Source organism: Methylobacterium sp. 88A (assembly GCF_000376345.1).
Taxonomy (GTDB): domain Bacteria; phylum Pseudomonadota; class Alphaproteobacteria; order Rhizobiales; family Beijerinckiaceae; genus Methylobacterium; species Methylobacterium bullatum.
Window position 1 is genome coordinate 2,564,978 of record NZ_AQVT01000001.1, and the last position, 25,969, is coordinate 2,590,946.

Below are 25,969 nucleotides of genomic sequence, written 5' to 3' on the forward strand. Positions count from 1 at the left end.
GGCGACATGAGGATGAGACGGGTGGCCCGCTTCTTCGGGCCGGCGAGCGGGGGCGTTCGGAGGTCCCTGCCGGGGCGGACGGGCGGCGCGCCGAGCATGCTCGCTTCCGGGTTCCTGATCGTCCTCTCCGTCGTTTCCTCCGCCCGAGCCGATGTCACGGTCGGCGTGGCGGTGCCGCAATCGGGCGCGTATGTCGCCGTCGGCGAGCAGGTCCTTCGCGGGGTCCGCGCCGCCGTGCGGGACGCCAACGCCAAGGGCGGCCTCGCCGGCCAGACCATCCAGCTCGATGTCCAGGACGATGCCTGCGATTCCAACAAGGCCGTGGCGGTGGCCAAGCACTACGCCCTGAGCGACGTGCGCCTCGTCGTCGGCCATGTCTGTTCCAACGCCTCGCTCGCCGCCTCGGAAGTCTATGCCGCCAACGGCATGACCATGGTCACCGCGGCGTCCGTCGCCGCCAAGCTCACCGATCGCGGCCTGGCGAACGTGTTCCGGGTCTGCGGGCGCGACGACGATCAGGCCAAGCTCTCGGCCACGGTGCTGGCCGAGCGCTTCCGAGACAAGAAGATCGCCATCCTCAACGACCAGAGCCCCGGCTCCCGGGCGCTCGCCGCCGCCACCAAGGACAATCTCAACCGGATCGGCATCAACGAAGCCCTGGCGACCGCCTTCGTCGCCAGCGACGCGGACGATGCGGCCCTCGCCGACCGGCTGAAGGAGGCGGGGATCGCGGTGGCCTATTATGGCGGGGACGCCCAGGAGATGGGCCGCCTCGTGCGGATATCGGCCGAGCGGGGCTTCCGGCCGCAATGGTTCGGCACCTCCGCCATCGCCACGCAGGATTTCGCCACCGCGGCGGGACCGGCCAGCAACGGCGTGCTGATGACCTTCTATCTCGATCCGCGCCGCAAGCCGGAGGCGGCCGCCGTGGTCCAGGCGCTCAAGGCGCAGGGCGGCGACGTGGAGGGCTCGACGATCTATGGCTACGCCGCTCTCCAGGCCCTGGTGGAGGCGGGGAACTTCGCCCGCAGCACGGATGCGCGCCGCATCGCCTCCGCCCTGCACACGGAGCGGTTCGATCTCGTCCTCGGTTCGGTCGGCTTCGACGGCAAGGGCGACGTCACCGCACAGGGCTACGTGCTCTATGTCTGGAAGGACGGGACCTTCACCTACGCGCCTCCTCCCTGACGGAAACCGGCCAGCGAAGCGGAAACGACGGCGCGCGAAGGAATATCGGATCGATTTGCCTCCTGCCCCGTTCGTGAACGGACCGAGAGACGGGGGAAGCGAGTTTTTGAAGCGAGTTGTCATGGCCTCACACCCAGCGCGCCGCAGCCTGCTCGCCGCCGGATTGGGCGGTGCCGCCGCCCTGTCGATGGGGGCGGCCAGAGCCGAGACGATGCCCGAGACTCGCTGGCGGCTGGCCTCCCACTACCCGAAATCCCTCGATGTCCTGTTCGGTGCGCCGGAGACGCTCGCGCGTCTCGTGGCCGAGGCGACGGATGGTCGTTTCCAGATCCAGGTGCTTCCGCCGGGCGAGCCGGTGCCGGCCGAGGGCGTGATCGACGCGGTGTCGGCCGCGACGGTGGAGATGGGGCATGCGCCGGCCACCCTCGGCAGCGGCAAGGACCCGACCTTCGCTCTCGCCTCCGCCCTTCCCTTCGGCCTCAATGCCCGCGGCCAGAATGCATGGTGGCTCCAGGGCGGCGCGGCCGACCTGTTCGCGGAGGTCTTCGCCAAGCACGGTCTCGTGAGCCTTCCCGGCGGCAATACCGGTGCCCAGATGGGCGGCTGGTTCCGCCGCGAGGTGAAGAGCGCCGCCGACCTCCAGGGCATGAAGATCCGCATCGCGGGTCTCGGTGGTCAGGTTCTGGCGAAGTTCGGCGCGGTGCCCCAGACGACGCCCGGGCCGGAGATCTATGCCGGCCTCGAATCGAAGGCCCTCGATGCGGCCGAATGGATCGGCCCCTACGACGACGAAAAGCTCGGATTGCAGAAGGTGGCGCCGACCTACCATTACCCCGGATTCTGGGAGGGCAGCGCGATGCTGCATTTCTGGATCGGCGCCGAGGCGTGGAAGGCCCTGCCGAAGGTCTATCGCGCGATCCTGCAGGCCGCAGCCACGCAGGCCCATGCCGAGGTCCTGGCGAAATACGATGCGCGCAACCCCCGCGCCCTGCGCCGTCTGGTGGCCGCCGGTGCACAGCTGCGGCCCTTCCCCCAGGACGTCATGGAGACGGCCCTGAAGCATTCCAACGATGTCCATGCCGAGATCTCGGCCAAGAACGCCGATTTCAAGCGCATCTACGAGGCGATGAAGACGTTCCGGAACGAGGAATACCTCTGGTTCCAGGTGGCGGAGTACACCTACGACAATTTCATGATCCGAGCGCGCGCTCGGGGATGAGCACTGCGTGGCCGACGGGTGATGAAGGGCTGCGGACAGAAAAAAGGCCGCTCCGAAGAGCGGCCCGAAGTCTAGGGAGGAAACGCCCAAGAAGGGCAGCAGGACCGCGACGCCATCGCGTTCCCGCAATGCACAATCTGATCGTCCCGCACGGAATTGCAAGGTCGTTCGTGCAACGGCGCCATGCGTTTTCGTGTGAGGCCGCACTTCCTAATTCTTATGTGTCGAAAATGTCGCGGGGCAAGGTCAGATCAGTCTTTCCTCACCCCTCCGCCTCCGGAGGCAATGACCGCGATGGGAGACGCCCCATCTGCATTGCCCGCGCGATCGCGAATTCTAGTGCAGCCGTCTCCCTGACGGCCAGCTTGCGAGATTGATAATTCCTGATTCCCGCCTGGCGGGGGCATAAACTTCGACGGTGGCGGGGCGGTCTCACACGATGGCGATACAGGCGAAGCGGGTTCGGGAACTGAACGACTTCGAACCGGATGCGGACGGATCCTACGTCCTCTATCTGCTGCAGCAGGCGAACAGGGCCCATTTCAACCCGGCGCTCGAACTGGCCATCGAGGAGGCCAACCGGCTCGGCCTTCCCGTCGTCGTCTGCTTCGGACTTCTCGACGGGGCCAACGGGTTTCCCGAAGCCAATGCGCGCCACTACGCCTTCCTGCTGCAGGGACTCGCCGACGCGAAGGCAGGGCTGGAGGCGCGCGGCATCCATTTCGTGATGCGCAAGGTCTCGCCGGCCGAGATCGCCATCGACCTCTCGGCAAAGGCGGCCCTCCTCGTCCTCGACCGGGGCTACCTCGCGATCCAGAAGCGCTGGTACGGGGAGATCGTGGAGGCGGTGAAGACCCGCGTCGTCCAGGTGGAGGGAGACGTGGTGGTTCCGGTGGAGGCCGCCTCCCCGAAGCACGAATACGCGGCCCGTACCCTTCGTCCCAAGATCCTGAAGCTCCTCGACGAGTATGTGGAGGAGCTCAAACCCCGTGCCGTGAAGCACAAGGCCGGGCGCGGCCTGCCGAAGAGCGAGATCGACGTCTCGGACCCCGAGGACGTGCTGGCGGGGATGAGCCTCGACCGCGAGGTCGCCCCGGTGACGCGCTTCACCGGTGGCGAGACGGAAGCGCGCCGGCGCCTCAAGGCCTATCTCGCCGGGCCGTTCCGCTCTTATGGCAGCGACCGCAACCGGCCCGAAGCGGGGGCCGCCTCGCATATGAGCCCCTACCTGCATTTCGGGCAGATCTCGCCGGTGGAGATCGCCCTGGCGGTACGGGCCTCGAAGGCGGGGGCGTCGGAGGACAAGGCCTCCTATCTCGAGGAACTGGTGGTGCGGCGGGAGCTCGCCATGAACCATGTGAACTACACGGAGCGCTACGACAGTTTCGAGCACGCGGTGCCGGATTGGGCGCGCAAGGCCCTGGCCGAACACGCCGATGACGAGCGGCCCACGCTCTACACCGAGGCCGAGCTCGCCGAGGGCAAGACCCACGACGAATACTGGAACGCCGCCCAGGCCGAGATGCGGATGACCGGCTACATGCACAATCACCTGCGCATGTACTGGGGCAAGAAGATCCTCGAATGGTCCCCGAGTGCGGAGGAAGGGTTCCAGCGCACCCTGCGCCTCAACAACCGCTACTTTCTCGACGGGCGCGACGCCAATTCCTTCACCAACGTCGCCTGGGTCTACGGCCTGCACGACCGTCCCTGGGCGCGCCGTCCGATCTTCGGGACGGTGCGCTACCAGAGCGAGAACTCGCTCCGGAAGTTTGACGCCAAAGCCTATCTCAAGACCGTCCGCGAACTCTGCCAAGCCGAGGAGAAGGCGGGACGGACAACGGGCAAGAAGAGCTGAGGGCGGTATGCGCCTTGCGTCGCGGGCCTTGCTTGGCGAGTGTCCTCAAGTTTTGAGTTCGTACCGGCACAAGCGCCCTACACGCTCATAGTCCTTCCAGCCCTTCCGGAACGCCGTCGATGAGCCCGGAATCCAGAACCGCCGGTGGAGCAGAATGACGATCGACCTCTGGTTCTGGAATCCGGGCTCTGCCGCGCAGCCCCGGAAAGACGGGGTCGGTTCACGGACGTGTCGCCCATCCGACGATCGATCGCCCGCTGAGGCCGGCGATCATGCTTGACCCCGCTCCCGCCTCCCCTCCGCCGCGCAGGCGACTGGACCGCTTGCGCGGCGCGGCCTCCGATGCGGCGCCCCTGTGGCGGCAGCGCCTGCTGTTCCTGTTCGGGGGCCTCTGCGTCGGGCTCGCCGCGGTGGCGATGGCAAAGCTCGCGGATTGGGCGCACGAGGCGTTCCGCTGGATCGTTTCGCCCTCCCCCCTCGTCGCCCTGGTTCTGACGCCGCTCGGCTTCGCCATCGCGATCCTGCTCGCCATCCGGGTATTTCCGAATTCGCAAGGCTCGGGGATCCCCCAGGTGATCGCCGCGCGCCATACGGAGGACCCGGCGATCCGCAACGCCCTGGTCTCCCTGAAGACCGCGTTCGGCAAGATCCTGGTCATGACCCTCGGCCTCGTCTGCGGCGCCTCGACGGGGCGCGAGGGGCCGACGGTCCAGGTGGGGGCCGCGATCATGGCGGCCGTTGGCCGGCTCGACGCGGAGCGCCTGCCGGGTGTCATCCTCGCCGGTGGCGCGGCGGGAGTCGCCGCTGCCTTCAACACGCCCATCGCCGGCATCGTCTTCGGCATCGAGGAACTGAGCCGGACCTACGAGGCGCGCACCAGCGGCCTCATCGTCGCCACCGTCATCGCGGCCGGGCTGACCGCACTCGCGATCCAGGGCGACTACACGTATTTCGGCACCACCAAGGCCGCCCTGCCCTTCGGGCCGGGATGGCTCGCCGTGGCGATCCTCGGCGTGGTCGGGGGCATCGCGGGCGGCCTGTTCGGCCGCGTCACCCTCCTCTTCGCCAGGGGAATGCCCGGCCGGATCGGCGCCGCCATCCGCCGCCACCCCATCGTCTTCGGTGCCCTCTGCGGGCTCGGCGTCGCCCTCTGCGGTCTCGCCTCCGGCGGCACGGTCTACGGCACCGGCTACGAGGAGGCCCGCGCCATGCTCCACGGCACCGATACCGGGCATCCGGCCTATGCCCCGCTGAAATTCCTCGCGACGGTGTTCTCCTCCATCAGCGGCATTCCCGGTGGCCTGTTCGCCCCCTCCCTCAGCGTCGGGGCGGGGATGGGCGTCTGGCTTCACGGCCTGTTCGCGGACGTGCCCATCGGCGCGCTCGTGCTCATCGGCATGACCGCCTACCTCACCGGTACCCTGCAGGCGCCGATCACCGCCTTCGTCATCGTCACCGAGATGACCCAGGACCATGCGATGATGATCCCACTCATGGTCACCGCCCTCATCGCCGATGCGGTCTCCAAGCTGATCTGCCGCGAAGGGCTCTATCACGCGCTGGCCGCCACCATCCTGGAGAAGGCCGAATCCAGTGCCGCGCCCGTCATCGCGACGCCGCACAAGCTTGAGCGGAACGCTTGACCCGACAGGAGGGTTATCGGTCGTTCCGCACGCTGGAGTTTTGCGCGTATGACCCTTCTCAAATGGGCCCTCATCTGTTTCGTCATCTCGCTCCTGGCGGGCGGCCTCGGCTTCACCGGCATCGCCTCGGGCGCGCGCTCCCTGTCGCGCATCCTGTTCGGTGTGTTCCTAGTGATCGCCATCGTGATCGTGGTGCTCGCCCTGGCTGTCGGCCAGGCGGTCTTCTAAGCGGTCATCCGATCGGGAACCGGGCCTGCGGGAGTTCGTGACGTCCATGGCGAACGCCGCACCCATCCCCGGCAAGATCTGTCTCGTGACCGGCGCCACCTCGGGCATCGGCTACGAGACGGCCCTGGGCCTGGCACGGGCGGGGGCCCGTGTCGGGATCGTCGGCCGGGATGCCGGCCGAACCGACGCGACGGCGTCCCGCATCGGCGACGCGGTGCCGGGGGCCGTCATCGACGTGTTTCTCGCCGACCTGTCCTCACAGGCGGAGATCCGGCGTCTCTCCGCCGAGGTGCGGGCGCTCTACCCGCGCCTCGACGTGCTGGTGAACAATGCCGGGGCCGTCTTCGATGCCCGGCGCCTCACGGTGGATGGCCTGGAGCGGACCTGGGCGCTCGACCATCTCGCCTACATGCAACTGACCCTGGACCTCCTCGACCTGATGAAGGCGAGCGCGCCCGCCCGCATCGTCAACGTCGCGTCGATGGCGCATAAGCGCGGCCGGATCGATCTCGAGGACATCGACGGGGCGCGCCGCTACGGCACGTGGAAAGCCTATTCCCAGGCCAAGCTCGGGAACGTGCTGTTCACCGCCGCCCTCGCCCGTCGCCTCGCCGGCACGGGTGTCACCGCGAACTCCCTCCATCCCGGCGTGATCGCCAGCGGGTTCGCCGGCGGCACCGGAGGATGGTTCGGCGTCAGTTGGTCGTTGATCCGGCCCTTCCTCGGCAACCCGGCCGATGGGGCGGCGACCTCGCTGCATCTGGCGACCTCGCCTGAGGTGGACGGCGTCACCGGCCTGTATTTTTCGAAGCGCCGCCCCGTGCCGACCTCACGCCACGGTCGCGATCAGGCGCTTCAGGAACGGGTTTGGGCGCTGAGCCTGCGGCAGCTCGGACGGGCAGAATAGGGCGACGGCCGCCCGCCGGTGGGATCGCCTGATGTCGGCCCCTTCTCAATCCGTTTCCATATCAAAAAATGCACTGTCTATGTTATTCGTCGCGTCGATTGAGAGGCGAGGATGGCATGAACGTATCTGTTGGCGACCGGTGGGAAGGGTTCATCTCCCGCATCGTGCAGGATGGCCGCTATGGCTCGGCGAGCGAGGTGGTTCGCGAAGGCCTTCGCCTCGTCGAAGAGCGCGAGGTGAAACTCCAGGCCCTGCGTCGGACCTTGAGCGAGGCCGTTGAGGCAGGCGGCGACGCGAGCGAGGATGAGATCGATGCCGCGCTCGCGGCAAAGAGCGCGGAACTCAAGGCTCTGGGCTATGGGGAGTGAGCAAGGTTCGGTTCCTCGCCTTCGCGCGAACAAACCTCGTCGATATCCTCGTCCACGTCACGGAAATGAGTGGCAGCCTCGCCACCGCGCAGGGATTCGTTGCGCGACTTCGCCGGCAATGCCATCGATTGGCGACGCTCCCGGGGCGGCTCGGTCGGGCACGTCCGGAATTGCACAGCAACCTCCGCAGCTTTCCTTGCGAAAATTACGTGATCTTCTTCCGCTATGATGCCGGAACGGTGGAAATCGTCGCGATCCTGCATTCCAGCCGGGATCCCGGTCCTCACCTCACCGATCATCCTACCAGCGAATGATCGGTGAGGTCGAGGTTCATGCGAGAGAGGCTGTCTCGGACGAGGCCGGCACGAACGCGCCGGACAGGGCCTTCTCGATCAGTGCCTGCGTCTCCGCCACGCCGTAGAGCGCGATGAACGAGCCGAAGCGCGGTCCGCGTGCCTCGCCGAACAGCACGTTGTAGATGGTGGTGAACCAGGCCTGCGACACGCCGGGCCGTCCGTCCGGGCTCTTCGCCTTGCCGGACAGGTCGGGGAAGTGCCGCCGCCCGACCTCGTAGACCACGGCCTGCAGCCCCTCCGGATCGGTGGAGCCCTTGTGGGCGTCCAGCGTCAGCGACAGGTCGGCCAGCGCCGCCCTCTCCTCCTCCGTCGCCGTCCGGTAGGTCTTGGCCGGACGCACGAGGTCGCGGAAATAGGCGAGCGCATGGCCCACGAGCTTGTCGAGGACCGGATGGGTCTGTGGCCCGATCTCCGGGTCGTAGCGGCGAATGAAGCCCCACAGCACCGCCGGGTCCTCGGTATTGGCCACCGCCGCGAGGTTGAGGAGCATGGCGAAGTTCAGCGAGCCGCCCTTGCCCACGGCTTCGGCCGCCGGCGGATGGCCCGCATGCAGGTGCCAGACCGGGTTGCCGAGTTGCTGCGCCGGCTCCTGACCGGGGAACTTCTCGAGGAAGTTCAGGTAATCGTCGACCTGACGCGGGATCATCTCCACGAACAGGCGCTTGGCCTCGCGCGGCTTGTTGTACATGAACAGGGCGAGACTGTCGGCAGTGCCGTAGACGAGCCAGTCGTCGATGGACAGGCCGTTGCCCTTCGACTTCGAGATCTTCTTGCCCTCCTTGTCGAGGAAGAGCTCGTAGTTGAATCCCTCCGGCGGTTCGCCACCCAGCGCGCGGGCGATCTCGCCCGACAGCTTCACCGAATCGATCAGGTCCTTGCCGGCCATCTCGTAATCGACGCCGAGCGCCACCCAGCGCATGGCCCAATCGGGCTTCCATTGCAGCTTGGCGTGGCCGCCGGTGACCGGGGTCTCGTAGGCGGTGCCGGTCTTCGGATCGCGCCAGACCAGGGTGCCGGCGGAGACCCGCACCTCGTCGATGGAAACCTGCATCACCTCCCCGGTCTCCGGGTGCAGCGGCAGGAACGGCGAGTAGCTCGCCGAACGCTCGGCCCGGAGCGACGGCAGCATGATCGCCATCACGGCCTCGTAGCGGTCGAGCACCGTGAGCAGGGCCGTGTCGAACAGGCCGGCCTTGTAGCATTCGGTGGCCGAGCGGAACTCGTAATCGAACCCGAACGCGTCGAGGAAGCGGCGCAGCTCGGCATTGTTGTGGGCGCCGAAGCTGTCATGCGTGCCGAACGGATCGGGCACGCGGGTGAGCGGCTGGTTCAGCGCCGGGATCAGGATCTCCTTGTTCGGCACGTTGTCCGGCACCTTGCGCAGGCCGTCCATGTCGTCCGAGAAGGCGATGAGGCGGGTCGGCACGCTGTCGTTGGTGAGCACGCGGAAGGCGTGGCGCACCATGGAGGTGCGGGCCACCTCGCCGAACGTCCCGATATGCGGCAGGCCCGACGGCCCGTATCCGGTCTCGAACAGCACTTCCGATTTCGGCTTGCGCTCCAGCCGCGCCACGAGCTTGCGCGCCTCCTCGAACGGCCATGCTGCCGCGCTGGCGGCGGCTTCCACGAGGGCGGGGTCGAGGGTGAGGGGAGACGAAGCAGGCGGGGGGGACATGGGAACAGCGTCAGTTCTGTGAGGAGAAACAGGAAGGCCGCAGCCGGCCGGATGCGGCCCGGCACCCTAGGGAGCGGGCCGGGGAGGGTCAACGCGGAGGGGCGAGGCAAGGCGAGGCGGGAGCGGACTTCGCGTGAAACCCGGCTTTAATCCTCGGCGCCTTATGCAAGCGGGCATCCCTGACCCTGGCGACGATCGAGACGGGCGGGAACCGTGCCGCGGCCCGATCCCGGCATATGCAGCGGAAAGGCGACCCCGATGGCATCCGTTTCCTTCACCCTCGACGACGACTACGATTCCGCCAAGACCATCCGCCTGGATCGCAACCCCCTCGCCTCCTATGCCGGGCCGGCCAGCAGCCACGCCTTCGGCCCCGACGGTCAGGGCCGCTTCATCCTGAACGACACCGGCGCCCTCGACGATGGCGGCGCGACCTTCACCGATGCCGCGCGGCCCGTCCCGGGGGGCTACGCCGCCCTGACGAGCGACCGTTACGCGGTCTTCCTCGACCTGTCCGACAACACGGCATCGCTGAGCCTGACCGGTGGCACGTTCGGGGATGTGCTCCGGGGCGGAAGCGGCGACGACACCCTCCGCGGCGGCGGCGGCAACGACGTGTTCGAGGGCGGCGAGGGCGACAACGTCATCAAGGGTGGCACCGGCTCCGATACGGTGAGCTACGAGCACGCCCAATACAGCATCGAGGTGTATCTGGAGGATTCCCGGGCCTACACAGTTCCCACCGGCGACGAGGATACTCTGTCGAGCATTGCGAACGTGCGCGGCACCCGCTTCGGCGATGTGCTCACGGGAGACGGCCGCGCCAATCGTATCGAGGGCGGCGCTGGGAAGGACGTCATCGGCGGTGGCGGCGGCGACGATGCCGTCGACGGTGGCGCCGGGGATGACAGCATCGATGGCGGCGGCGGCGACGATCTCATCGAAGGCGGCGCAGGCGCGGATGCCATCCGCGGCGGCGGCGGGATCGACACCGCGAGCTACGAGCATTCCTCGTCCGGGGTCACGATCGATCTCTTCCGCAACTATCAGGTCAGCGGCGGCGATGCGAACGAGGACACGCTCTACGACATCGCCAACGTGACGGGCAGCCTCTACGGCGACCGGCTCGCGGGCGACGGCAAGGACAACACCCTCGACGGCAATGGCGGCGCCGACAGGCTCTATGGCAACAACGGCAACGACCGCCTGATCGTCTCGTCCACGCCCGTCGAGGTCGACGGTGGCGCGGGACGGGACGTCCTGATCGTGGAGGTGAACCCGTATCTCGAGACGATCCATCTCAGCGACGAGACCTTCTCGGGCATCGAGAAGGTGGCCGTCCGCAGCGACGGGTCCATCGACATGAGGGATGTCACTCTCGGAACGTCGATCATCTCGCAGAGCGTCGCGGGCGATCACGGCAAGATCGTCGGCACCGCCGGGGACGATCGCATCAGGGCGGGAAGCGGCGGCGACCGGATCGACGCCTGGAGCGGCGACAACACCGTCCTCGGTGGTGTGGGCAAGGACCAGTTCATCTTCCGGTCGGACAAGGGCCGCACCGAAATCCACGAGTTCGAGCTCGGCAGGGACAAGCTGAACGTGGTGCCGCTGACGACGAATTTCGACGATGTCGTCATCACGTCGGTCCACGGCGGAGACGACACCCTCGTCACCTTCGCGAACTATACCGGCATCGACCACCGCATCATCCTGCACGACGTCGCCGCTTCGGCGCTCGGCGAAGCGGATTTCATCATCTGAGCGGGTTCGCGAGTCGGTGGGTTCCGTGTCCGGAGCCCCGATGCGCTCTCAGTCGCCCGTCCCGGCGATCAGGATGTCCAGGCGCATCCGCGTGATCGCGCCGATCTCGTCGAGGGCGGTGGCCTCCTCCTCGGCCCGCTCCCGTCGAAGCCGAGCCTCGAACACCGCGAGGATCTCGGCCCGGCTGCGGCCTCGCACGGCGATGATGAAGGGGAAACCGAACCTCTCCCGGTAGGCGGCGTTCAGGCGGTCGAAGGCCGCCGCATCCTCGGGCGGGAGGTGGTCGAGGCCGGCGCTGCCCTGCTCGCTCGCGGAGTCGGCCGTCATCGCCCGCGCCCGTGCCTCGGGGCCGGCGAGTTCCGGGTGGCCGTTGAGGAAGGCGAGGCGCCGCGCCTCGGGCGCATGGCGCACCGCGTCCATCATCGCGGCGTGCAACTCGGCCACGCTGGCGAAGGGGCGGGCCGGCGCCACCGCCTCGGCGACCCAGGCCGCGTGTTCGAACACCCCGCCGAGCAGGGCGACGAAGGCGTCCCGGTCGAGACGGTGGATGGCGGCCAGATCCGACAAAGGCTTCAGCTCCCGCGATACGTGGTGCAATTGCCGGGCGTGCACAGCATCGGCACGTGGTAATGCTGCTTGGCGTCGAAGACGGCGAACCGCACCACCGGATTGTCTACGAAGATGTCCGCCTCGCTTAACCCGGGCCGGCTCTTCAGATAGCTGTCGATGAAGAATTCAAGCTGATACTGCCCGATCTTCGCCTCGTCCGCCGGCAGGATCGGCTTGTCGGTACGCCCGTCGGCATTGGTGACGACGCTCTTCACGAGGCGCCAGCGCCCCTCCTCCATCACCGAAAAGTCGATGCGCACGCCGGGCGCGGGGCGCCCGCGCTCCGAGTCGAGGATATGTGTCGTGATGCCGGCCATCGGGTCTCTCGGATCGTGTCGTGAGGAAGCGGTTGCGGACGGTCGGGGCTCTCAGCTGCCGCGATAGTACGAGTAGCCCCAGGGCGTGAACAGGATCGGCAGGTGGTAGCGCTGGCTCGCGTCGCGGATGTGGAAGCGGATCGGGACGAGGCCGAGGAAGTTCGGGCTCGGCAGCGCCACGCCGATCCGGGCGAAGTATTCCTCCACATGCATCAGCAACTCGTAGCGCCCGGTCTTCAGGGTGTCGTCGATGAGGAGCGGCTCGGGCGAGCGGCCGTTGGCTCCCGTCGTGATCGTCTTGATCGGCCGGTAGGTGTCGCCATCGCGCACGGAGAGGTCGCAGACCATGCCCGCGCCCGGTGTGCCGTGGAAATTGTCGATGGCGTGCATGGTGAGGCGCGGGCCGAGGCCCGATTGCATCGTCGGGCCGGTGGTCAGGGCACCCGGCTGTGCCGGAGCCGGGGCGGGCGCGCCCTGGGCCAGCACGGTGCCGGTGGCGGCGACCGTGCCGGCGAGACCGATTCCGGCGAGGCCGGCGCCGACCAGGCTGCGGCGCGTGAGGTCGGGTCGCTCAGGGGGGTGGTTCAACTGTGTCTCCTGCAGAGGGCCGGTTCCGGCGTGACCGGGGGCGGGGTCAGGCCGGCTCATGGGCGGCACGGGCGGCGGCCCGGCGCTCCAGCGCCGGGGTGGCGGGTGGGACGAAGGCGAGGATCAGCACGATCGTCGCGAGCTCGAAGGCCGCGACCAGCCACAGGCCGGCGGAGGCCGAGCCGGTATGTTCGCGCAGGTAACCCATGAGGGCGGGAGCGCCGAAGCCTGCGAGGTTGGCCACCGAATTGATCAGGGCGATGCCGGCCGCGGCGGCGGAGCCCGCCAGGAACCGCCCCGGGATCTGCCAGAAGACGGGGATCGCGCTCATCGTGCCGACGATCGCCACGGCGAGCGCCAGCATCGCCAGAGCCGGGCTGGCCGGGACGAGGAACCCGACGAGGGCGATGGCGAGCGCCCCGATCGTCGCTGGGATCCCGCAATGCAGGCGCGCCTCGCCGGTGCGATCGGAATGGCGCCCGTTGAGGATCATCCCGATGCCGCCGCACAGATAGGCCGCCGACATGATCCAGCCGACGGTGAGCGGATCGGTGAAGCCGGCATCGCGCACCACGCTCGGCCCGAAGAAGGTCAGGGCCGAGTTCGCCATGATGATGCAGAAGAAGATCGCGATGCACTGCCAGACCCGGACATCCTTCAGGGAGGCGAGAATGCGGTGCTCGCGCGGACCCAAGGCCTCGGCGTCGCGGGCGAGATCGGCTTCGATCATTGCCCGCTGTTCCGGTGTCAGCCAATTGGCCTTGGCGGGACGGTCGGTCAGGTAGAGGAGCGTCACGAACCCCGCGAGGATCGACGGGATGCCCTCCAGCAGGAACACCCATTGCCAGCCGGCCCAGCCGTTCACGCCGTCCATGCCGGTGAGGATCGCCCCGGCCAGCGGCCCGCCGATCACTCCGGCGATCGCCGAGGCCGACATGAACAGCCCGAACACCTTCGCCCCGCCGCTCGCTCGGGTACCAGTAGGTGAGATACAGGATCACGCCCGGATAGAAGCCGGCCTCGAACACTCCGAGCAGGAAGCGCAGGACGTAGAAGAAGGCCGGTGTGGTGACGAACATCATCGCCACGCAGCAGGCGCCCCAGAGGAACGTGATCCGCGCGATGGTCTTGCGGGCGCCGATATATTCCAGCAGCAGGTTGCTCGGCACCTCGCACAGGAAGTAGCCGATGAAGAAGATGCCCGCGCCGATGCCGTAGACCGTCTCGCTGAATTTGAGATCGGACAGCATCTGCAGCTTGGCGAAACCGATATTGACGCGGTCGATCCAGGACAGGATCCAGAGCGCCATCAGGAACGGCAGCAGGCGCCAGGTAATCCGGCGGTAGGCCGCGTCGAGCGACGGGCGAGGCCGGGTCGATGACGCATCGGGAACGGGATATGACCGGATCGCCATGGATCGCCTCGAGGTCCGTCACACCATCGGCGCCGATGCAAACCTCGCCGAAACACCAGCAATAGTTGGACCATGTTCCCGCGCGATCCGACATCCGGACGGGCCGCGAAACTCGCCTGCGAGCGGGGTTATCCACCCCGAGCGAGACTTTCCATCGCGTTCCTCACGGGCTGCGGAGCCAACCGGAAACCATCGCGCTTCGATGGTGTAGACAGACGGTGATCGACGCCTTGCCAAGGAGACCATGCCATGTGGCCCGACAGACGCTTTCTCGATCTCGCCGGTCTGGATCATCCCATCGTCCAGGCCCCGATGGTCGGGCCTCGGGGCCGGCTCACGGCCGCCGTCTCCACCACCGGCGCCCTCGGGTCGCTGGCCTGCGCCGCCCTGAACGCCGAGCAGTTACGCAGCGAGGTCGCGGCGATCCGCCGGAGCACGGATCGTCCGTTCAATCTGAATTTCTTCTGCCACACGCCGGCCGCCGCCGATCCGGCCCGCGAGGCCGCATGGCTCCAGCGCGTGACGCCCTATTACCGCGAACTCGGCCTCGACCCGTCAGTACCCGTCGCCATGGCCAACCGTGCGCCCTTCGACGAGGCGATGTGCGCCGTCATGGAGGATCTGCGCCCGGTGGTGGTCAGCTTCCATTTCGGGCTCCCCGAGGCCGCCCTCCTCCGCCGCGTCAGGGAGGCGGGCTGTCTCGTCGTCTCCTCCGCCACCACGGTGCGCGAGGCCCGCTGGCTCGAAGAGCGCGGCGTGGACGCGATCATCGCCCAAGGGGCCGATGCCGGGGGCCATCGCGGCATGTTCCTCACCGATGCGGTGGAGTCCCAGGTCGGCACCTTCTCCCTGGTGCCGCAGGTGGTGGACGCGGTGCGCGTGCCCGTCATCGCGGCGGGCGGCATCGCCGATGCGCGCGGGGTCGCCGCGGCGCTCACCCTCGGCGCGTCCGCCGTCCAGATCGGCACGGCCTATCTCCTCTGCCCGGAGGCCGGCATCTCCGCCGTCCATCTCGCGGCGCTACGGGCCGCCCGCGACGAGGATACCGCGCTCACCAACGTGTTCACGGGGCGCCCCGCCCGAGGTCTCGTCAACCGTGCTTTGGCGGAGCTCGGCCCGGTGAGCGCCGACGCGCCGGCCTTTCCCTCCGCTGCCGTGGCGCTCCAGCCCCTGCGCCAGCGCGCGGAGGCTGCAGGCTCGGGCGACTTCTCGCCGCTCTGGTCGGGACAGGCGGCGGCTCTGGCACGGGAAACGGGGGCTGCGGATTTGACCCTGCGGTTGGCGGACGAGGCGTGCGGGATGCTGAGGATGTAAGGCCGGCCCGGCGCCCCGAGGGGGATGGGCCGGCGAGTCAGAACGGACTGACGGGGAAGAACCGCAGATACAGCTCGGCGTATTTCCCTTCGTCCCAGAGCCGTTGGAGGGCTTCGTCGAGGGCGCGCGACAGGGCCGTGTCCTCGCGCCGGGTGACGAGGCCGATGCCCTCGCCGAAATAGCGGTTCTCCAGGTAGTCGCCGCCCACGAGTGCGCAGCAATTCGAGGAATCGATGCCGCCGATCCACAAAGCGAGGTTGAGCCCGTCGGCGAAGACGTAATCCACGTCGCCGCGCCGGAGCGCCCCTTCGGCGGTGGCGAGGTCGGTGAACTCGCGCGCCTCCGCCTGGGGGAAGAACGCCTTCAGATAGGCCGCATGGGCGCTTGCCCCGACGATGCCGACGGACTTGCCGGCCAGCGCCTTGGCCGAGGGGGCGGGCAGGCCTTTGTCCGTGCGGGCCGCGAAGCGCGCCGGCCAGCGGAAATACGGACGGGTGGCGAGGAAGCGGCTGCGCAGGGTCGGGGTGAGCGGGATCGCGGCCGCGACCACGTCGCCCTGCCGGTCGGCCAGGGCGTCGAGCAGCGTATCGAACCGCCGCGCCTGGATCGTGCAGTTGAGCGACAGGCGTTCGCAGACCGCCCGGACGAGTTCCACCACGAAGCCGGTGGGTGCGCCGTCCGGGCCGGCGAAATGCAGGGGCGGGAACTCGTCGTCGGTGAGGAAGCGGACGGCGCGCGCCGTCTGCGGCGCCTCGATCCGTTCGAGCCGGCTGCGCGGATTCCAGAAATTCGGGATCGTCACGCTCGGCGAGGCCGTGTCCCGCGAGGCCGTATCGTGCGCTGTCGAGTCTTGCGCTGCCGCCGGCCAAGCCGAGAACAGCGCCATCACCAGCAAAGCGGCGGCACACCAGGCGAGGCGGCTTGACGGTGTGGTTGTATCTGTGGCGCACTGGTTGTGCGCGGGAATCGTCTGGCTCACGGCTCTCCCCTATCACGTTCCCGGGCCTCGGGGAGCCGGTTCCGGTGTCGATCCTCGGTTTCAGGAGCCTGCGCGGCGAAACGGTGGCATTGCCGCCGGAGATCGCGTTTCTCCTGAGCCACGCCGCCTCCCCGATGCTGCTGGCGAAGGCCGCCGCCCTGGCGCGGGCGAGCGGCACCGATGCCGCCACCGCCCTGATCCAGTCCGGGCTGATGGACGAGGAACGCTTCTACCGCGCCCTCGCCCTCACCCTCGGCGCGCGCTATCTCGGCGCGCGCCTGCCCCTCGGCGCCGGGGCGCGGTTTCCCGACAGTTTGGTCGCAGGTGTCGCGCCCCTCGATCCGGGGACGGGAGCGGCCTTCGTCTACGCGCCGCGGGGACGCGCCGTCGTCGAATTGCTGCAGGGACGCAGCCCCACCGGTCTGATGCCGGCGATCACCACCCCGACGGCCCTGCGCCACGCGATCTTCGCCCAGCGCTCGGTGGGAGTCGCGGCCCATGCCTCGGACGACCTTCTCAGGCGGAGGCCGGACTGGGCCTACAACGCCGTCCCCGTGGCGCCGCTCCTTGCGCTGGCGGGCCTCGTCTTCGGCGCGTTCCTGTTCGCCCTGGCCTGCCTGCCGGCGTTCCTCGTCACGGCGGCCTGGGTCCTGGTGCAGGTCGGATTTCTCGTCCTGCTCACCTTTCGCGTGGCCGCCATCGGCCCGACCGGCAGGATCGCGCCGGAGGACACGCCCGGGCAAAGGATGTCGGACGTCGACCTGCCGGTCTACACGGTGTTCGTCGCCCTCTACCGGGAGGCGGCGGTGGTGCCGCGCTTGCTGGAGGCGCTGACGCGGTTCGATTACCCGGTGGCGAAGCTCGACATCAAGCTCCTCACCGAGGCCGACGACGCCGCTACGGCGGAGGCGCTCGCCCGCCTCACCCTGCCGGCGCATGTGGAGGTCGTCGTCGTGCCGCCGGGGCTGCCCAGGACCAAGCCGCGCGCCCTCAACGCCGCCCTGCCCCTGGCAAGGGGAAGCTGCCTCGTCGTCTACGACGCGGAGGACGTGCCCGATCCCGGCCAGTTGCGGGCAGCCGCCGAGGCCTTCGCCCGCGCCTCCCCGCGCACAGCCTGCCTGCAGGGCCGCCTCGTCATCGACAATGCCCGCGATTCCTGGCTGACCCGGTGCTTTGCCCTCGAATACACGGCCCTGTTCGACGTGCTCGGCCCGGCGCTGGCCGCATGGCGGCTGCCGACGCCGCTGGGTGGGACCTCCACCCATTTCCGCGGCCTTATGGAGCAAATGCACCAAAAAGCACGCTAGGTAAAGGCCTATGTCATCGCCTATGATGGCAAAATGCAGGACCAGACCCTTATCAACGGATTGCTCGCCAAGCGCGAGGAACTGAGCCGAGAAAACGCCGAACTGCGCGAGCGCATGGCGATCCTCTCCAACGACATAGAGGCCCTAGATAGGGTGCTGGACGCCTGCGGGTATCGGGGCGAACTGGTAGGCTCCACGCCCCGCGCAGCCCGCATCGTCCTGTTCTATCGCAACGAACTGCGGGACTACCTCTTGGCCGAGATACGCAAGGCTGACGGGCCTCTGACGGCTCACCAGCTAGCGGTCCTCGTGTGCCAGACAGAGGGCAAGGACGGGCGGGATCGTAGGCTACTGACGGACGTGACCCGCCGCGTCGGCTGCGCGCTCAGACGGATGCGGGCGAGCCGCATGGTTGAGGGTGAGCGGACTAAAGACGGGCAGGTTTGGAGGGCGATAGCGCGGTAGCGTTCTTGGCCGTTCAAGCGGCGAAGATTGCCTCGCTTGGGACAACTATGGCATTTGCGATTGGAGGTTCGTACGCTGACGAGCTTCGAAAATAAAAATTTGTGTGAATGCCGCGACCTAACTATCTTGTTGACGCGGTACTCGAAACGGCGATCATGCGAGTTAGGAAGCTTGATGCCTTGTCGCGTAGCGGGGAACCTCTCTCGCATAAGAGACGTTCCGGCAGACAGCGTGATCGTTAAGTCCGTAGTCACGTTACACGATTTAGAACAGAGGCATTCCTATGGCACTTGCCCGCAGGGCCAGTGATCGCAATGAGGTCGGCGCCATGAATCGGCCGGTCGATGCAAAAGCAAGAGAGCGGATTCGTTCTGCGCGGCTGCGTGAGCTTGAGTTCCAGCTTCGGTCCGCCCTTTCAAACGGCGGGTACAGCGAAAAAGAAGTCGACGGCATTCTCAGCGCTTTGATGCTGTACGTCAGTAACGGACAACCTGTATCCGCTGAGGGGCTGCGCTCAAGCCTTTTGAAGCAGGGCTTTCCAAAAAGCAGTGCCGAACAGCTCTCTCGTGAGTTAGCGACAGCTTAAGTGCATGGTGCGCATACTGTGCGCTTGTGGTGCATTGAACTTACGCTATATGAACGGGATGTAGCCCTCTTTTCCTAGCCGCGCGCGACAAATGAACGATGAGGCTAGGCAGCTTCGCATTGATGCTGCTCGTAAATCACGAGGCATTTTGGACTCGTTTGAGCGAGTAGAAAATGCAGATCATCGCACAGGCGTTGTCCATGACCGCGTCGTTGAAGCGATTGAAGCTATTTGCATCAAACATAAGACTGCAGGGAAAAACTGCTTCTCAAAAGAGCAAATAGAATGCCTGCAAGAACTATCGTTCCATATTGCCTATATACTCGACCCTAATAATAAGATCTCATCTAGTTTTTTTGGTCGAGTAAAAGACGAACTCAAGGCCGCGACAGTTCTTGGTAGACTTGGATTTGTTGCACTGTGTGTTAGCGTTCTAGCTGGTGTTCTTACTATTATAAACGTTGGTGGCAATGGTGCAGTGTGGGCGTATAACACAGCGACGTCAAAACACGTCGACAATAAAGATGTAACAAACTCACCTGCCGCTCCCAAAGTGATGCCTCCTTCGCTCATGGGCACCGCGCCGCCGAAGTAGGCACGAAGGTCCATTTTAACCTTCGTGCCGCTGCCAGTAGCCCTTCCAAGCGCGGCTGACGGGGGATGCCATCGTCAGACGGATGGTCTGAGCGAAGGCCATGCCGTTCGGGAGGCGACGGTTGTCCTCCTTCCAAGCGGCCTCAGCGGCGTACTGGTGAAGGTAGCGGGCGGTGACGAAGTGATGCTGGCCCGACACCATGCGGCGCAGGCGGGCGAAGAAGCTCTCGGCTTGGTTCGTGTTGGCGCCGTCCGCCGAGTAGGCTTCGGAGTGATTGATGCGGCCAGCGTCGGGGAACTTGGCCTCTAGCTCGTCCCAGTGGGTCGCCTCGTCCGCATAGACCTTGGACCCGTGGGCGACGTGCTGTTCGGCCAGGGCGACGCCCTCGGCTTCGCGCTTGGCGACGAACGTCAGGGTCCGGCCCTTGCGCTGGCGCATGACGATGACGACGCGGCGCTCGCCGCTCTGGTTCTCCCTGAGACGGCGATCCTTGCGATCCTCCTTGCGGTTCTCTGGGCGGACGTGACCGCCGAAGTACGCGCCGTCGATCTCAACCTCTCCGTCGAGGCCAAGGCCGCGCGTCTCAGCCGAAAGGGCCTCGCGCAGCTTGTGAGCGAGGACGAAAGCCGTCTTGTAGGACACCGACAGGTCACGACCGAGTTGCAGAGCCGAGAGGCCCTTCACCGCGTTCACGAAGATGGCGACGGCAGCGCACAGGTCGGTGAAGGCCAGCTTGCGCGAGGCGAAGATGGTCCCGCTGGTGACGCTGAACTGCTTGCCGCAGCCCGCGCACTTGAAGCGACGACGGGTCGAGATGTCGTAGTGGTCGAGACAACCGCAGGCCGGGCACACGGGCTCACCGTCCGTCTCAGGCCAGCGAAGGCGCTTGAAGGTCTGGTAGGCCTTGTCCTCGCCGCCCTTGTAAATCGCCTTGAGCGAAAGGGTGCGGGCGGCTGCGGAAAGGAGGAAGTGGGAGGCCATTGCCATCGTCTCGAATGCTTATGCATCGCATATGATGGCATAATCGCATCGTAGTCAAGGGCAAAAGCATCGCGTATGATGGCATCTGCAATCAGATAGGATGCAGACGCATGACCGAAGGCCTAGAGGAACACTGGGATGCGCGGGTGAAGGCGATCCTGAAAGCCGAACTGAAGCGTAAGGGCGTCACCTACGCGCAGCTTGTCGATAAGCTGGCCTCTATCGGTGTGAAGGAGACCGAGCCGAATATTCGCAACAAGTTGGCGCGGGGGAAGTTCACGGCCGTCTTTATGGTGCAGGTAATGACAGCGATCGGTGCAAAAGAGATAAAACTTGACTAATCGAGCGGTATAGGGCTTGCGCTAAATCGAATTTCTATTGTTCGCCCTCTCATATCTCCGTTCGCCTTAATAACAGCCCCGCTGCTGCTGTCAGAAAGCAATTCACATCTTATGCCCCCACCAACAACCCGAATTCTATTGTAATTTGTACTCATCGGGTACGAAAGAGACAGAAAAACCATTGTGTATCCTGCGATCTCTCTATGTCTTCTGCCCTCAAAATCAATTTCTACCCCTGGTATATTTGTCCAATAATAATACTCGACGCCATCTTGGTTGTTAGGTGACGCAGTTTGATGATCTCCATCAAACGTAAGAGATAGAAAGGCGCTCTTTTTCCATTTCGTCTTGTGTCTCCGCCACGCAAAAAATAGCTCGAAAACGAGCATGACTAGCAAGGTTGAGCCAACTCCGCTCCAGAAAAGGCCAAGCCACTCAATCATTGCGCTGACCGATGAGGCAAGATGCGGAGACAACGAAGGGCGTGCGGTCTCCTTCCAATAATCCTGGATCTCGACGTCGAGGATGGGTTTCGCCAGCCTGTCGTACAGAAACAGGAGTAGGAAGAACCCTGCGGTACCGAGAAATCCAAAGCGACGTGTGTTCATGTTGCGAACATGCCCGCTCCTGATTTGCAGGGGTAGGCTTAGATTGATCCCAAAGTCGTCTCGCGCGCATAATTCCATCTCCGAAAATGAGCCCCATGGGAACGCACCGTATACAATGGCCTACGCCATCATATTTGGTGCATTTGCTCCATAAGGCCGCATTTCCGAACCCACATCCTGCGCGCCGTCCATGGCTGGGATTCTTGGAACGTCACCGAGGATGCCGATCTCGGCCTGCGGCTGGCGCGGGCCGGCTACGATGTGGGTGATCTGCCGAGCAACACGATCGAGGAGGCGCCGGCCCGCTACAAGGCCTGGCTCAACCAGCGCACCCGCTGGATGAAGGGCTTCCTCCAGACCAGCCTCACCCATGGCCGCACCCCCCTGGTCACGTTCCGCGAACTCGGCCCCCTGGCGAGCCTATGCGCCATCGCCCTCATCCCCGGCACGGTGGCCTCGGCTCTGGCCTATCCGTTTCTGATGCTGCCGGCTCTGGTCTCCCTCTGGCCCAGCCGGATCGAGCCGGGGAGCGATTTCTGGTCGAACCTGCCGACGGGCGCCGCGATCACGGTGTTCGTCTCGGGCTTCGTGGCGATGCTGCTGCCGGCCTATATCGGCTGCCGGCGCCGGGGCTGGCACGATCTCGTCCCCTTCGTGCCCCTGCTGCCGGCCTATTTCCTGCTCGTCAGCCTCGCCGCCTGGCGCGGGGTGATCGAACTGATCCTCGCACCCGACCGCTGGAACAAGACCGAGCACGGCCTGTCCCGCACCTCGCGCAGCGGGGCGCTGACACCGCACCCGCCGCGATGACGCGTCACAGCGCCTTGGCGAGTTCCGCCGCCGCCTGGTCGGCGGGTTTCATCAGGTTGAGGGCGTTCACGAAGCGGTTCCGGCCATCCATGATGTAGACGAGCGCCGTGTGCTCCATCGTGTAGTCGTCTCCCTTGGTCGGCACCTTGCGGACATAGGCGCGGTAGGCCTTCACGGTCGCGGCGACCTCCTCCGGCGAGCCGGTGAGTCCGACGATGCGGGGATCGAAACTGGCGAGGTAGGTCTTCAGGGCCTCGGGCGTGTCGCGCTCGGGATCGACCGCGATGAACAGCGCCTTCGTGTCCTTGCCCTTGGGGCCGAGCGCCTGGAGCACATCACCGATCTGCTGCAGCGTGGTCGGGCAGACGTCGGGGCAATGGGTGAAGCCGAAGAAGACGAGATGGGTCGCCCCGGCGAAATCGCGCTCGGTGACGCGCCGTCCGTCCTGGTCGGTGAGGGTGAAGGGGCCGCCGACGCTGCTGGTCGCCACCTGCCCGGCCTTCGGCACGAGCATCACGGTGGCGGCGACCCCGAGCGCCACGAGGCCGAGGGCGAAGAGGATGAGGGGAAGGGCGCGACGCATGGGGAGCCTTCAAGCCGGTTCCGGAGGGACGCTGCGGCAAGAGCATGGGCCGGGGATGCGGGCAACCGTCAATGTGTCGCCGGGGGCTGCGTGAGACCGGCTTCACCACTTGGGTTCAGCGGGTCGCGAGGGCGGCGATCAGCTTGTGGGTCGTGCTGGTCAAGGCGGAGAACGCCGCGAAATCGATGCGGTTGATGACGACGAAGACTCCGACATCACGCCCCGGCGCGAAGGCGACGTAGCTCATGAAGCCGGCGCCTCCCCCGCTCTTGGCCAGCATCGCCGGTTCGTTTCCCTTGGCCGCCAGGGCCACCCAGCCGAGGGCGAGGCCCGCCATGGGCGAGGCTTCGTCGAAGCCGATCGCTGCCGGCATCGATTGGCGCTGGCGGTAGACCGCGTGGCTCAGGGCGAGCGCGCCGCTCGTGGCGGTGACGTTGTGCCGGAGCCAGCGCGCCATGTCGTTGCCGGTGCTGTAGAGGCCGCCGCTTCCGCCCGTCGCCTGGGTGTCGACGCAGGTGGCCGGGCCGCCGAGGCCCGAGCCGATCATCAGCCGCGCGCATTGCTCTGGCGTCGGTGACAGTCCGGTATCGGCCATTCCCAGCGGCCTGGTGACGTGGCTGCGCAGCAACTGGGGATAGGCCGCGCCCCCCGCCGCGCCGACGGCATCGGCCAGGAGGTCGAACCCCACATTCGAGTAGGACGTGACGGTGCCGGGAGCCCAGGGCAGCGTGTATGTGCCGAGCCAGGACCAGCGGTCGTCGCGGGTCGGCCAGGCGCGTGGGTTCGTGCCTTCGGGGGCGTGTCCCATCTCGCGTGGCAGGGCGCCCGAATAGGTCGCCAGATCGAGCAGGGTCATGGGCCGCCCTTCGAAAGCGGGAACCTTCGCCTCCGGCGCGAAGCTCTGCAGCGGATCGGCGAGGGAGAGCTTCCTCTCCGTGGCGAGCGAGGCCAGCACCTCCGTGGTGAAGACCTTGGTGATGGAGTTGAGCCGCACTAGGCTCGTTCCATCGGGCGTGATGCCGTTGCCCTTCTTGGTCTCGCCGTAGCCGCGGATGAAGGTCCCGTCCCCGCGCACGACCACCAGGATCATGCCGGGCGCGCCGGATTCGAGGAACAGGACGTCACCGGTCAAGTCCGTCGCCGCCGCGATCACCGGATCGGCGGCGCCAAATGCTCGTGTCGTCGTCGCGAGCGACAGGGCAAGGGCGAGGACAGCGAATCGCTTGTTCACGGCGTGGCTCCGATTCTGGTCGGAACTCTACACGCATCGCACGTGGTGCAAGCCCATCGGGCGGGTGGCGCCGCCGGGTCGATTCACAGGTGTTTGATCGTTCACGCCGTCCGGAGGCAAGTCGCCGCGACGGGACGTCCGATCTCAGCCCTCCCCGCCCTTCCCACGGTCGCCGGCCAGGGTGGCGCTCTCGCGCCGGAGCGGGCGGCCGACGGGGCAGACCTCCTGCACGAAGCCGGCGAGTGTGTTGGCGAGATTGTCCTCCACCTGCCGGTAGAACACGAACTGCCCGCGCTTCTCGCTCGCCACCAGGCCGGCATTTTCCAGGATCGACAAGTGCTGCGAGATCGACGGTTTCGACATCTCGAAGCGCGAGGCGATGTCGCCCGCGCTCAGCTCGGCATGCGCCAGATAGGCGAGGATTTTCCGTCGCACTGGGGATGCCAGGGCCTCGAAGACGCGCTGCATGGGATCGGTGCCTCACTTCACCGAACATTTAGGCGATGAGCTAACGATTGACAAATTGGTCGCTGATATAATTAGGTAAGTGCCTAATCATTGGAGGCCCGCATGACGCTTCTCTCGACACCCCGCCTCATTGCGGGACCGGATACCTCCGCCACGGAAGGGCGGGTCCGCTGGGCGCCGTCCCGGTCGCTCTGGACCGGTGGCATGACATTGGCGGCTGTCTCCCTGGCGCCGATCTTCGTCACGCCCGGTGCGGTGCTGCTCTTCCTCGCCAGCAGCGCAGTCACCCTCTGTCTCGGGCACTCCATCGGCCTGCACCGGCTCCTGATCCATCGCAGCCTGTCGGCGCCACTCTGGGTGGAGCGGGTGCTGGTCTATCTCGGCACGCTGGTCGGCATGGCGGGACCACTCGGCATGGTACGGCTCCACGACACCCGGGACTGGGCGCAGCGCCAGGCCTCGTGCCACGATCTCCATGCCCACCGCGCACCGTTTCTACGTGACGCGTGGTGGCAGATGCATTGCCGCCTCGATCTCACCCACCCGCCCCGCTTCGTGCCGGAGGACAGGATCGCCCGCGATGGCTTCCTGCGTTGGCTGGAGGCGACCTGGATGGCGCAGCAGATCCCGTGGGCGATCCTGTTCTACGCGCTCGGCGGCATGCCGTGGCTGGTCTGGGGCATTCCCGTGCGGATCGCCGTGAGCCTCACCGGGCACTGGCTCGTCGGCCACCTGACCCACCGGTGTGGGCCGCAGGGCTGGGCGGTGGACGGGGTCGCGGTGCAGGGACACGACCTGCCGGCGGCCTCCCTCGTCACCTTCGGCGAGGCCTGGCACGGCAACCACCATGCCTGGCCGGACTCCGCTCGCCTCGGCATCGAGCCGGGTCAGCACGATCCGGGTTGGTGGGTGCTGCTCGCGATGCGCCGGCTCGGTCTGGTGTGGGGGCTCAAGCAGCCGGGCGACCTGACGCCGAGGGAGGGATTGCGCCGCGTCACGGTTTGAACCCATCCCCCGGAGCCCGCCCGCTCAGGGGCGACCGCGATCTCCTCGCTGCCTCGGCCGACGAAAGGAACACGATCATGTCATCCGCCTCCTGGCCGATCACCCTGCGCGTTGCCTTGGCGGGCATCATCGGCCTCGTCGGATCGGTTCTGGTCATTCAGATGCTGCTCTGGCCGGCTTTGCCGGATGGGGCCGCGACGGAGACGATGGCCCGAGCCCTGTCGAGGGGCCTCGGCAGAACGATGGCCCTGATGGTGGCCGGACTTCTCTTTGCCGGGCCGTTGATCCTCATCGCGATTTTCGCGGGGGCGATCTTCCGGCCGTCAATCGAGCGGCATCTCCTGCCATGGAGCCTCGGCTCGCCGGTCGCGGTATGGCTGTTCGCCTGTCTCGTCCTCGTCCTGATGACGGAATCCGCCTCCAGGCCGCAGGGATTTCTCCACCGGCTCGCCGCCGCCATGGGGTCGGCGGAAAACCTGCTCTTCCTGTTGGGGCCCCTCGTGTCGGGCCTCGCATTCTATGGCTTGTCGGTGCCGCGAAAGCAGACGCCTCCGGTGTGAC

At 66.6% G+C, this 25,969-nt stretch carries 29 protein-coding genes and 1 pseudogene; 18 read left to right on the top strand and 12 right to left on the bottom strand.

Translation table 11 applies throughout. The features are described from left to right. The first annotated feature begins 96 nt into the window (after nt 1–96). The 8 genes from A3OM_RS0112260 to A3OM_RS0112295 all read left to right on the top strand — a co-directional run bounded on the left by A3OM_RS0112260 (nt 97) and on the right by A3OM_RS0112295 (nt 7,725). On the top strand, nt 97–1,188 hold the full coding sequence (locus tag A3OM_RS0112260) for a branched-chain amino acid ABC transporter substrate-binding protein (RefSeq protein WP_018044054.1): 1,092 nt from the start codon (nt 97–99) through the stop codon (nt 1,186–1,188). Nucleotides 1,189–1,309: 121 nt separating this feature from the next. Then, nucleotides 1,310–2,407, top strand: coding sequence for a TRAP transporter substrate-binding protein DctP (gene dctP / locus A3OM_RS0112265; RefSeq protein ID WP_018044055.1), 1,098 nt, complete (start codon nt 1,310–1,312; stop codon nt 2,405–2,407). Between the two features lie 439 nt (nt 2,408–2,846). After that, nucleotides 2,847–4,265: a deoxyribodipyrimidine photo-lyase gene (locus A3OM_RS0112270; protein ID WP_018044056.1), complete on the top strand. Its 1,419-nt coding sequence runs from the start codon at nt 2,847–2,849 to the stop codon at nt 4,263–4,265. Between the two features lie 272 nt (nt 4,266–4,537). Further along, nucleotides 4,538–5,908 (top strand): chloride channel protein, encoded by a 1,371-nt coding sequence (locus A3OM_RS23930; RefSeq protein ID WP_051074321.1) that lies wholly within the window; start codon nt 4,538–4,540, stop codon nt 5,906–5,908. Nucleotides 5,909–5,956: 48 nt separating this feature from the next. Continuing rightward, on the top strand, nt 5,957–6,136 hold the full coding sequence (locus A3OM_RS0112280) for a DUF1328 domain-containing protein (protein ID WP_018044058.1): 180 nt from the start codon (nt 5,957–5,959) through the stop codon (nt 6,134–6,136). A gap of 46 nt (nt 6,137–6,182) precedes the next feature. After that, the gene (locus tag A3OM_RS0112285) at nt 6,183–7,043 is read left to right on the top strand and encodes an SDR family oxidoreductase (RefSeq protein WP_018044059.1); all 861 of its coding nucleotides are present in this window, start codon (nt 6,183–6,185) and stop codon (nt 7,041–7,043) included. Between the two features lie 116 nt (nt 7,044–7,159). After that, on the top strand, nt 7,160–7,411 hold the full coding sequence (locus A3OM_RS0112290) for a type II toxin-antitoxin system ParD family antitoxin (protein WP_018044060.1): 252 nt from the start codon (nt 7,160–7,162) through the stop codon (nt 7,409–7,411). A 65-nt stretch (nt 7,412–7,476) separates the two neighbouring features. Beyond that, nucleotides 7,477–7,725 (top strand): type II toxin-antitoxin system RelE/ParE family toxin, encoded by a 249-nt coding sequence (locus tag A3OM_RS0112295; RefSeq protein ID WP_245257788.1) that lies wholly within the window; start codon nt 7,477–7,479, stop codon nt 7,723–7,725. 16 nt (nt 7,726–7,741) lie between these two features. On the opposite strand, the gene A3OM_RS0112300 is transcribed toward A3OM_RS0112295, so the two are convergent. Further along, a complete protein-coding gene (locus tag A3OM_RS0112300; RefSeq protein ID WP_026175983.1) occupies nt 7,742–9,442 on the bottom strand; it encodes a lysine--tRNA ligase in 1,701 nt (566 codons plus the stop codon). Nucleotides 9,443–9,700: 258 nt separating this feature from the next. Between A3OM_RS0112300 and A3OM_RS24775 the strand changes: the two genes are divergently transcribed. Continuing rightward, nucleotides 9,701–11,206, top strand: a complete 1,506-nt coding sequence (locus A3OM_RS24775; protein WP_018044063.1) for a calcium-binding protein — start codon at nt 9,701–9,703, stop codon at nt 11,204–11,206. Between the two features lie 48 nt (nt 11,207–11,254). Here the strand turns inward: A3OM_RS24775 and uraD are convergent, their stop codons facing one another. From uraD to A3OM_RS26660, 5 genes and pseudogenes are all read right to left on the bottom strand, one after another. Next, nucleotides 11,255–11,773 (bottom strand): 2-oxo-4-hydroxy-4-carboxy-5-ureidoimidazoline decarboxylase, encoded by a 519-nt coding sequence (gene uraD / locus A3OM_RS0112310; protein ID WP_018044064.1) that lies wholly within the window; start codon nt 11,771–11,773, stop codon nt 11,255–11,257. 5 nt (nt 11,774–11,778) lie between these two features. Continuing rightward, nucleotides 11,779–12,132 carry a hydroxyisourate hydrolase gene (gene uraH / locus A3OM_RS0112315; RefSeq protein ID WP_018044065.1) on the bottom strand — a complete coding sequence of 118 codons (354 nt, stop codon included), beginning with the start codon at nt 12,130–12,132 and terminating at the stop codon, nt 11,779–11,781. Nucleotides 12,133–12,183: 51 nt separating this feature from the next. Continuing rightward, on the bottom strand, nt 12,184–12,720 hold the full coding sequence (gene uraH / locus A3OM_RS0112320; protein WP_018044066.1) for a hydroxyisourate hydrolase: 537 nt from the start codon (nt 12,718–12,720) through the stop codon (nt 12,184–12,186). 46 nt (nt 12,721–12,766) lie between these two features. Continuing rightward, nucleotides 12,767–13,657 (bottom strand): MFS transporter, encoded by an 891-nt coding sequence (locus A3OM_RS23940; RefSeq protein ID WP_245257789.1) that lies wholly within the window; start codon nt 13,655–13,657, stop codon nt 12,767–12,769. A 70-nt stretch (nt 13,658–13,727) separates the two neighbouring features. Continuing rightward, nucleotides 13,728–14,135: pseudogene (locus A3OM_RS26660) on the bottom strand (MFS transporter); the annotation flags it as partial. Between the two features lie 249 nt (nt 14,136–14,384). Here A3OM_RS26660 and A3OM_RS0112330 point away from each other — a divergent pair. Continuing rightward, nucleotides 14,385–15,449, top strand: a complete 1,065-nt coding sequence (locus tag A3OM_RS0112330; RefSeq protein ID WP_018044069.1) for a nitronate monooxygenase family protein — start codon at nt 14,385–14,387, stop codon at nt 15,447–15,449. A 37-nt stretch (nt 15,450–15,486) separates the two neighbouring features. Here A3OM_RS0112330 and A3OM_RS0112335 read toward each other — a convergent pair whose 3' ends face one another. Continuing rightward, on the bottom strand, nt 15,487–16,335 hold the full coding sequence (locus A3OM_RS0112335; RefSeq protein ID WP_043764331.1) for a transporter substrate-binding domain-containing protein: 849 nt from the start codon (nt 16,333–16,335) through the stop codon (nt 15,487–15,489). Between the two features lie 137 nt (nt 16,336–16,472). On the opposite strand from A3OM_RS0112335, the gene A3OM_RS23945 reads away from it, so the two are divergent. From A3OM_RS23945 to A3OM_RS25860, 4 genes are all read left to right on the top strand, one after another. Continuing rightward, nucleotides 16,473–17,735, top strand: coding sequence for a glycosyltransferase (locus A3OM_RS23945; protein ID WP_018044071.1), 1,263 nt, complete (start codon nt 16,473–16,475; stop codon nt 17,733–17,735). A 33-nt stretch (nt 17,736–17,768) separates the two neighbouring features. Beyond that, a complete protein-coding gene (locus A3OM_RS23950; protein ID WP_018044072.1) occupies nt 17,769–18,200 on the top strand; it encodes a hypothetical protein in 432 nt (143 codons plus the stop codon). 283 nt (nt 18,201–18,483) lie between these two features. Further along, nucleotides 18,484–18,786, top strand: coding sequence for a hypothetical protein (locus A3OM_RS25855; protein WP_157196482.1), 303 nt, complete (start codon nt 18,484–18,486; stop codon nt 18,784–18,786). 91 nt (nt 18,787–18,877) lie between these two features. Beyond that, nucleotides 18,878–19,381 (top strand): hypothetical protein, encoded by a 504-nt coding sequence (locus A3OM_RS25860; RefSeq protein WP_157196483.1) that lies wholly within the window; start codon nt 18,878–18,880, stop codon nt 19,379–19,381. Nucleotides 19,382–19,396: 15 nt separating this feature from the next. On the opposite strand, the gene A3OM_RS0112350 is transcribed toward A3OM_RS25860, so the two are convergent. Then, entirely contained in the window at nt 19,397–20,362 is a 966-nt protein-coding gene (locus A3OM_RS0112350; protein ID WP_018044073.1) for an IS1595 family transposase, read from the bottom strand. A 110-nt stretch (nt 20,363–20,472) separates the two neighbouring features. Here A3OM_RS0112350 and A3OM_RS0112355 point away from each other — a divergent pair, with 110 nt between their 5' ends. Then, nucleotides 20,473–20,703 carry a DUF6471 domain-containing protein gene (locus tag A3OM_RS0112355; RefSeq protein WP_018044074.1) on the top strand — a complete coding sequence of 77 codons (231 nt, stop codon included), beginning with the start codon at nt 20,473–20,475 and terminating at the stop codon, nt 20,701–20,703. Here A3OM_RS0112355 and A3OM_RS25865 read toward each other — a convergent pair. After that, nucleotides 20,700–21,311, bottom strand: a complete 612-nt coding sequence (locus A3OM_RS25865; protein WP_157196484.1) for a hypothetical protein — start codon at nt 21,309–21,311, stop codon at nt 20,700–20,702. The two genes, A3OM_RS0112355 and A3OM_RS25865, sit on opposite strands and share 4 nt — an antisense overlap. 174 nt (nt 21,312–21,485) lie before the next feature. On the opposite strand from A3OM_RS25865, the gene A3OM_RS23955 reads away from it, so the two are divergent. Then, nucleotides 21,486–22,121: a glycosyltransferase gene (locus tag A3OM_RS23955; protein ID WP_348625458.1), complete on the top strand. Its 636-nt coding sequence runs from the start codon at nt 21,486–21,488 to the stop codon at nt 22,119–22,121. A 4-nt stretch (nt 22,122–22,125) separates the two neighbouring features. Here the strand turns inward: A3OM_RS23955 and A3OM_RS0112365 are convergent, their stop codons facing one another. The 3 genes from A3OM_RS0112365 to A3OM_RS0112375 form a co-directional block, all read right to left on the bottom strand. After that, nucleotides 22,126–22,704, bottom strand: coding sequence for an SCO family protein (locus tag A3OM_RS0112365; RefSeq protein WP_018044076.1), 579 nt, complete (start codon nt 22,702–22,704; stop codon nt 22,126–22,128). Nucleotides 22,705–22,819: 115 nt separating this feature from the next. Next, nucleotides 22,820–23,935 carry a D-alanyl-D-alanine-carboxypeptidase/endopeptidase AmpH gene (gene ampH, locus A3OM_RS0112370; protein ID WP_018044077.1) on the bottom strand — a complete coding sequence of 372 codons (1,116 nt, stop codon included), beginning with the start codon at nt 23,933–23,935 and terminating at the stop codon, nt 22,820–22,822. Nucleotides 23,936–24,079: 144 nt separating this feature from the next. Beyond that, entirely contained in the window at nt 24,080–24,403 is a 324-nt protein-coding gene (locus tag A3OM_RS0112375) for a metalloregulator ArsR/SmtB family transcription factor (RefSeq protein WP_018044078.1), read from the bottom strand. A gap of 102 nt (nt 24,404–24,505) precedes the next feature. Between A3OM_RS0112375 and A3OM_RS0112380 the strand changes: the two genes are divergently transcribed. Together A3OM_RS0112380 and A3OM_RS0112385 are read left to right on the top strand one after the other, a co-directional pair. Further along, the gene (locus A3OM_RS0112380; RefSeq protein ID WP_018044079.1) at nt 24,506–25,408 is read left to right on the top strand and encodes an acyl-CoA desaturase; all 903 of its coding nucleotides are present in this window, start codon (nt 24,506–24,508) and stop codon (nt 25,406–25,408) included. 77 nt (nt 25,409–25,485) lie between these two features. Further along, entirely contained in the window at nt 25,486–25,968 is a 483-nt protein-coding gene (locus A3OM_RS0112385; protein WP_018044080.1) for a hypothetical protein, read from the top strand. Nucleotide 25,969: the final 1 nt, after the last annotated feature.